The organism is Pararhizobium sp. DWP1-1-3, assembly GCF_049896125.1.
GTDB lineage: Bacteria > Pseudomonadota > Alphaproteobacteria > Rhizobiales > Rhizobiaceae > Pararhizobium.
Genome location: NZ_JAFCTR010000028.1, coordinates 21,634 through 28,227 on the forward strand (window position 1 = coordinate 21,634; position 6,594 = coordinate 28,227).

Here is a 6,594-nt window from a genome sequence, read left to right on the forward strand (position 1 = left end):
TCTTTTTACATTCCCCGCCGGAGCAGGCAACAACACAGCGATCAAAGCTGTTGCATTGCGGAATTTTACCCGCAATCCTGTCAAAAAAGTCACGCGACGGCTTAAAACACGTCTCATCATGACACAGCAGGCAGAACGATCAGTGCTTTCAGGCCGCCGCGCTCGCCGCGCGACAACCCGAGAGTGCCCTGATATTCGCCGGCGATCTCGCTGACGATCGACAATCCCAAGCCCGTACCCGGCTTGCTTTCGTCCAGCCTCTTGCCGCGCTTGATGGCAATGCCGATCTGCTCCGGTTCCAGACCCGGACCGTCATCATCCACCTCGATGGTAATCCAGTTGCGCCGCCCCGGGTCCTTGCCCTGCACGCCCTCGGGCGCAATCTGCGCCAGAATGTGAACCTGGTCGTTGGCGTAGCGGGCAGCATTGTCCAAAAGGTTGCCGACCGTTTCCTCGACATCCTGCTGTTCCATCGCCAGGATCAGCCCAGGCGGCGAGACCGTCAGCAGAAAGGTCTTTTCCGGGTGCAACCGGCGCATGACGCGCACCAGCCGTTCAAGCACCGGTTCGACCTCGGTGCGCGCCAGAACCGATTCCCGCTGTGCGGCGATCCGCGCCCGGTTGAGATAGGACTGCACCTGCATCTGCATCGCATCCGCCTGCGCCTTGACGAGATCGCCGTGCGGCGGCTCAAGCACCCGCGCTTCGTTGATCAAAACGGCAAGCGGCGTCTTCAGCGAATGGGCGAGATTGCCGACCTGCATACGGGCACGTTCGATGATGCGCCGGTTGCTGTCGATCAGGGCGTTGACTTCGCTTGCCAAGGGCTGGATTTCGCGCGGAAATTCGCCGTCAAGCCGCTCGCTTTCGCCGCCCCGGATCTTTTCCAGCGACCGCCGCGCCTGGTCGAGCGGCCGAAGCCCAAACAGAATGGCCAGCGCATTCATCCCGAGGCCGCCGAAACCGAAGATCGCCAGCGCCAGGTAGAGATTGCGGTTGAAATCGTTGATATCGGCTTCCAGCACATCCCGGTTGCCCGCGACCCGGAAACGGGCCGTATGCCCCTGAATGTCCAGAACGACTTCCGTCTCCGCCACTTCGACGTCGTTGTTGAAGGAATCGACGGTGGTGTAGAAACGCTCGTAGCGAATATCGAAGGGAACTTCATCGACGCTGGCGATTGGCAATTTGCCAGAACCGAGCGAGGTCGAAATCAGCGGCGGCGTATTGAATTCGCCGATCGGCTCGACGATCCAGTACCAGCCCGTCTGCGGCTGGGAGAAGCGCAGGTCGCCCAGTTGCGGGCTGCCGGCCAGCACCGACTTGTCGTTGACGACGATCGAATTGATGACGTTGTAGAGCTGTGCGCGCAAAAGGTCCTGGAAGCCGCGCTCCGAACCTTGCCGGTAAAGCGTCGAGATCACCACGCCGATCACCACCAGCGCCACCACCGCCCAGATGGTGGAAACGAGGAGAACACGTGCGGTCAGCGATTGCGGACGCAACATCATGAGTGTCGCCGAATGGTTTGAGGGGACAACACCATCAGGCCTTGTCCCTCATGCGCAGACTTCAGGCGTTTCCGGTTGATGATCGTGGTCCCGCTCAGGATTTCACTTCCTTGCTGGCCATGCCGGGTGCCTGCATCCGGTAGCCAAGGCCGCGCACGGTTTCGATCAGGTCATTGCCGATCTTCTTGCGAAGCCGGCCGACGAAAACTTCGATCGTGTTGGAATCGCGGTCGAAATCCTGGTCGTACATGTGCTCGACCAGCTCCGTGCGCGACACCACCTGCCCCATGTGATGCATCAGATAGGACAGAAGCCGGAATTCATGCGACGTCAGTTTCAGCGCCATGCCGTTGACCAGCGCCTTGGAGCCCTTGGTGTCCAGCCGCACCGGACCGCAAACAATTTCGGAACTTGCATGTCCGGCAGCCCGCCGGATCAGCGCCCGGATACGGGCCAGCACTTCTTCGACATGGAACGGCTTGGTGACGTAATCGTCGGCGCCGGCATCGATACCGGCCACCTTGTCGCTCCAGCGGTCGCGTGCGGTGAGTATCAGCACCGGCATCACCTTTCCGGCACCGCGCCATTTTTCCAATACGGTAATGCCGTCCATTTCCGGCAGGCCGATATCGAGGATGACGGCGTCATAGGGTTCTCCCTCGCCGAGATAATGGCCTTCCTCGCCGTCGAAGGCCTGATCGACGACGTATCCGGCTTCCTTCAGGGTGTCCGTCAATTGACGGTTGAGGTTGACGTCGTCTTCGACCACCAGAATGCGCATGAACAGACTTTCTTCCCTTGCGCGCCAGCATCTCCCAAAGATCTGCCGTCGCGTTGCAACACGAGACTTCTACCTAGGTATTACTGCTTACCTTATTTTATCCGTTTGGAGAATGTGTTGAAGGCAGGCATTCTGCGGCTACATCGGCACCCGCATCGTCACTTTTTTCGGACGGCCGCCATTGCCGGGAATCAGCACCGTAACGACGCATTTGCCATCGCTGGTCGGCTGCGCCGACAGGAGTTCGCCACCGGTCTCGGCCACCACTTCGGCGGCCGCCTGACCACAATCACCATCCACGGCGACAACCATCGATGGCACATCAATCGCCGGCGGCGCGAATCCGGAAAGGCCCGCTGCAAGCGTTGCTATGATCAAGGGTGAGGACATGAACGCACTTTCGGATTGAAACGATATTGGCGACCTGGGAAGCATCGTTGCCGTTTTAATAGACGATACAGTCTGAATGGCAAATGAATGTCCCGGTAACGGCCGGTTTTGCGCAATGTCTAGCGCAAGCGCGAGCGCGCGGAAATCCGGCCCCAGATGGCGATCAGTCCACCAGCGGCCGCCGCCAGCGCGGGCAATCCATCCACAATTCCACTTTGATCCTCCGGCGCGATCTCCAGTCCCAGCAGATTGGCGCAGGATGCCAGGATTGCGACCACGCCGCCCCAGACGGTTTTCGACATGTACCAAGTCTTCAAATCGTTCATTTGATGCTCCGTTTGCTTGATGTGAGTTTGGTTTGAATGGGAAGCAGGATTTCTACAGGCTGAGCAGCGCCTGCGCAGGCACTCCGAAAGCAACCTTCTGGCCGCGCTGCTGGACGCGGATCGACAAGGCCACCTGCGGCACGCCGAAATCCTCGATTTCGAAGCCAGCCGCATAGTGCAACGCCGGTTCGGACACATCGAAGGACCGCTTGACCGCCGCGCCATCGAGAATGTCGATGCGATATCGTTCCTGGGGTTCGTCCAGCGCGATATCGCCGTCCAGCCAGTGGTCGGCATCGCGGCGCGCGCAGCGGGTCCAGGTGATTCGAATGGCACCACCTTCGAGACGCCGCCCGCGCAGATGCACCGGCGCAACCGGCCTTTCCGCCCTCAAGCCGCCGGCAAAGGCAAAGGGGCCGCTTCGTGCTGCAACCTGCCCGCCCGGTTCGGCGATCCAGTTGATCACTCGCCCCGCCTCGTCCGGGCTTAGCCCAAGCGGCCTCACTGCCGCGTTGAGCACTACCACCGGAGCACCGGCAGCACTCCCTGCCAGCATCGCGTCGGTGGTCCCATGCAGCCCGCGCAAGAGTTGTGTCAGTCGCCAGCGACCGGCAGAGATTTCCTCCGCGCGCTGGAAAGCGATGATTTCCCAGGCACCGTTTGCAGCAAGGATCGCCATGCGGTTCTGTCCGTTGAGGACGGAAAGGCGGCTTGCCGAAGACAGTCCGCCGAAATGCAGATCAAGCGTCAACGTACGCGCGGCATCGAACCGGCCAGTGACGCCGGCACGAAGCGGCTCTGCCAGAACACCCGTCTGCGCCGGCTGCTCAAGCCGCGCCCGCGCCTGGTAACCTTCCGTCGCCGCCGATGACGAGAGTGTGATCGCCCGCCATGGCCGGGCAAAGACAGCCGCCCGCGCAAAAAGGCTGGCATTGCCCGCCTCGTATTGCGGCAGGTCCATCAGATGCACGACCGGCGAGAACCCGTCGGATGGCCTGCGCGGCGGAGCGACCGGTTTTGACGGCTGGACCGGACCACCGCCACCCGACGGCACGAACGCCCGTGCCTCGACCGCGCGTGCCGCACCATCCTCGATCCGGTTGATGATAAAACGGCCCGCCGGCCCCTCATCGAAACAGACGACATCGCCCGGCTCGAACGCCAGCGCCGCCGGCGAGAGCGCAAAACGCACACTGCGCCGCGACACCTGATGATCGCGCAGGGCATCCTCGACAGCACTGGCCGCCGCCCCGTCATGCATCACCCCCGGCAGCGAAAGCCGCAGCACGCGGTCATTGGCCGGCGATACCCGTCGCGACCGCGCCGTCGTCCGCTCATAGGCGTTGCCCGGATCAAACCGGTCGAGAATGGCCTCGCTGCCGAAATCGCTATCGTGCCCGCGCGTCTCCTCGAATAGTGCCTGCTTGTCGAGATCGGCCAGTACCGGAATGACCTTTGGCTCCGCCGCCTGTCTCATCCGCGACCGAAACCGAAGTGTCGCGCCATCTTCGACCGCATCGATCTGCAGCGCCGCCATCAGCGGCTCCAGCACATCGCGCGCAGACGCCTGCTCCGACTGCACATAACCGCCGAGATCACCGCTGACGCAGCTCACATCACCGCCCGGAAAACCGTGATCCGCAAGCACGGCCGCGATCACGTCGGCCGTTGTCGCCGCGCCTAACCGGCCGTTCAGCCAATGTCCTGTCTGCCACGTTTTTTGTCATATATTATGGCTATGTATGTATCAACATATTGACTTTCTTTGCATAAATTGAATGCTAGATACATGCCACTGATCGAGAGGTATTATATCATGCTGACTTGGGAAGAACTAACGAAGCGAAGTGGGCGGCGGCTTACTGAAGACCTTTTCGCTATCGGTTTCGATCCGGGAAACATGCTCGCTCGCGGTAATACAGCTGATCAAGGTTGGCGAAGATATGCCACTTGGCTTTTGGAAAATGCATCTGGAACTACCCAAGCCCTCGGCGTTTTGAAGGGCACTTGGAACGGTAAGTTGGATGGAGCACGCTTGACCCTCCTCGTGGGATCGGTCCAGGCGTGGATCGACCAAATGAGTACTGAGAACTCCCTATCGACGTGGACCATCCGCAACTACGGCCTCCAAACAGTCAGAGCGTTGGTTGACCTGTCCGAACTTCCGGACCGGACGTATCCAAAAGTCACCAGATCGATGGTGAAACTCCCACGGGCGACCGACACAGCCAAGTCTTTGGGGGAATTGGCCTCAATCGACACAACTGGTCAGGAAGGGAAACGAGAAAAGGCGGCCCGCGACATCGTCCTGGGTATCGCAGAGTAAGAGTTCAATCGGCTGCACAACCTATTTAAGATTGGACGACAGATTTTGGTAGAGGCCGCCTCGGAAGTTCCTAGTGGCTCCACGCGAGCGCAACTCGCGGCCTGCTTACGCTTCGAGGAACGTTGTTGGCAAACTTTTGGGATGTCTCAGTTTGATCAACGCGCGCCCGAGTTGATTAAAGCCGAAAAACTGTCGCACCTCACTCTAGCAAAAGATGTGATGTATCAGATGTCGGACGTGAAATTCTGGATTGCTGCCGGCGTGCCCTGGGGTGTGCTTCCATATTCGGGAGACGGCAGATACACAGCACGCTTGATGCCCGAGATGATCTTTCATTTGGTGATCGGTCTCTGCGGTCCTACCGCGAGGACTGCGGCGATGCTCAGGGTATGGATCGCCTGTATGTTCGGCTGGAACCGCAAGCAGATTGTGTTTTTGCGTCGTTGTCCAATCGTGTTGCGCACGACCACCGCAGTCGGCCTTTCCAATATGACGTTCTATGAGGAGTTCAAGAATCGAGCTGGCCACAATGTATTAGCCGCGATTGAGGATGGTGCCGTGTTACGAGGCGGGATCGCGGAGAAAGCGATCGATGCTTGGAAAAATGCGGGGGGGGCGATGACAAAGGACGACGCTTGGCGTCTCGAAACTCCAGGTTCGTCCATCATCGCAGCTTTAGATGATTACGAGACTATGGCTAATGCGGTTCGGAAATTCGACGTCGATGGATCGTGCGCCGATTATTTTTTTATCTGCCTTACCAGAAATGACGGTATCAGCATCCACTCGCAGATGGAGATTTCCCATTTCGGAGATTTGTTTCCCAAGGGCACAAATTTTCAGGCCATAAGAAAGACTGCCCAATTGATCCAATTTACCAAAGTTGGTTCAGCAACGGCTCAGATTGCGAGCTCCGGCCACAGTAGCGCCCGGACACTTATGAAATACTATCTTAACACTAAAGATTTCCGAAATGGATTAGATTCAAGTATTAGGTTCCTTCAAAACTGTTTAGCAGCGAATGTGGTGGTAAAAGGCGGCTTTGAGGACAGACTAGAGGTTCCCGCTGAAATCATCAAATGGTTCGCCAACTTCTCGCGTCTTTGCGGTCTCGAAGCAGTCGCACGGGAGCGCGATCCCCTGGAGTTGCCCCATAAAAACCGGACAGGATCAGATTTCTGTTTGACGGTTTAAGAACTCACGCGGGGATCGATATCCCAAAGCCTTGTGCGGGTGAAGCGTGTTGTAGTGCTCGAACCA

The 6,594-nt window shown here is 58.8% G+C and carries 8 protein-coding genes; 2 read left to right on the plus strand and 6 right to left on the minus strand.

The window, feature by feature from the left end; genetic code table 11:
* Positions 1 to 116: 116 nt before the first annotated feature.
* The 5 genes from ACP7BS_RS28850 to ACP7BS_RS28870 all read right to left on the minus strand — a co-directional run bounded on the left by ACP7BS_RS28850 (position 117) and on the right by ACP7BS_RS28870 (position 4,668).
* On the minus strand, positions 117 to 1,505 hold the full coding sequence (locus ACP7BS_RS28850) for an ATP-binding protein (RefSeq protein WP_426233177.1): 1,389 nt from the start codon (positions 1,503 to 1,505) through the stop codon (positions 117 to 119).
* A gap of 100 nt (positions 1,506 to 1,605) precedes the next feature.
* Positions 1,606 to 2,292 (minus strand): response regulator transcription factor, encoded by a 687-nt coding sequence (locus ACP7BS_RS28855; protein ID WP_426240844.1) that lies wholly within the window; start codon positions 2,290 to 2,292, stop codon positions 1,606 to 1,608.
* 138 nt (positions 2,293 to 2,430) lie between these two features.
* The gene (locus tag ACP7BS_RS28860) at positions 2,431 to 2,682 is read right to left on the minus strand and encodes a hypothetical protein (protein WP_426123440.1); all 252 of its coding nucleotides are present in this window, start codon (positions 2,680 to 2,682) and stop codon (positions 2,431 to 2,433) included.
* Positions 2,683 to 2,801: 119 nt separating this feature from the next.
* Entirely contained in the window at positions 2,802 to 3,008 is a 207-nt protein-coding gene (locus tag ACP7BS_RS28865) for a hypothetical protein (protein ID WP_426240845.1), read from the minus strand.
* A 52-nt stretch (positions 3,009 to 3,060) separates the two neighbouring features.
* The gene (locus ACP7BS_RS28870; protein WP_426240846.1) at positions 3,061 to 4,668 is read right to left on the minus strand and encodes a phage tail protein; all 1,608 of its coding nucleotides are present in this window, start codon (positions 4,666 to 4,668) and stop codon (positions 3,061 to 3,063) included.
* 129 nt (positions 4,669 to 4,797) lie between these two features.
* On the opposite strand from ACP7BS_RS28870, the gene ACP7BS_RS28875 reads away from it, so the two are divergent.
* Together ACP7BS_RS28875 and ACP7BS_RS28880 are read left to right on the plus strand one after the other, a co-directional pair.
* Complete coding sequence (locus ACP7BS_RS28875) at positions 4,798 to 5,334, plus strand: hypothetical protein (protein ID WP_426240847.1); 537 nt, start codon at positions 4,798 to 4,800, stop codon at positions 5,332 to 5,334.
* A 141-nt stretch (positions 5,335 to 5,475) separates the two neighbouring features.
* Positions 5,476 to 6,528 (plus strand): hypothetical protein, encoded by a 1,053-nt coding sequence (locus ACP7BS_RS28880; protein ID WP_426240848.1) that lies wholly within the window; start codon positions 5,476 to 5,478, stop codon positions 6,526 to 6,528.
* Here ACP7BS_RS28880 and ACP7BS_RS28885 read toward each other — a convergent pair.
* Positions 6,505 to 6,594: integrase core domain-containing protein (locus tag ACP7BS_RS28885; protein ID WP_426232134.1), on the minus strand; the 90-nt coding region annotated here is incomplete at its 5' end. The two genes, ACP7BS_RS28880 and ACP7BS_RS28885, sit on opposite strands and share 24 nt — an antisense overlap.

Bases quoted from the DNA above. Each gene is read 5' to 3' on its own strand.
- ACP7BS_RS28855 (WP_426240844.1), bottom strand. From the start codon at position 2,292: ATGCGCATTCTGGTGGTCGAAGACGACGTCAACCTCAACCGTCAATTG.
- ACP7BS_RS28860 (WP_426123440.1), bottom strand. From the start codon at position 2,682: ATGTCCTCACCCTTGATCATAGCAACGCTTGCAGCGGGCCTTTCCGGA.
- ACP7BS_RS28865 (WP_426240845.1), bottom strand. From the start codon at position 3,008: ATGAACGATTTGAAGACTTGGTACATGTCGAAAACCGTCTGGGGCGGC.
- ACP7BS_RS28875 (WP_426240847.1), top strand. From the start codon at position 4,798: ATGCCACTGATCGAGAGGTATTATATCATGCTGACTTGGGAAGAACTA.
- ACP7BS_RS28880 (WP_426240848.1), top strand. From the start codon at position 5,476: ATGTCTCAGTTTGATCAACGCGCGCCCGAGTTGATTAAAGCCGAAAAA.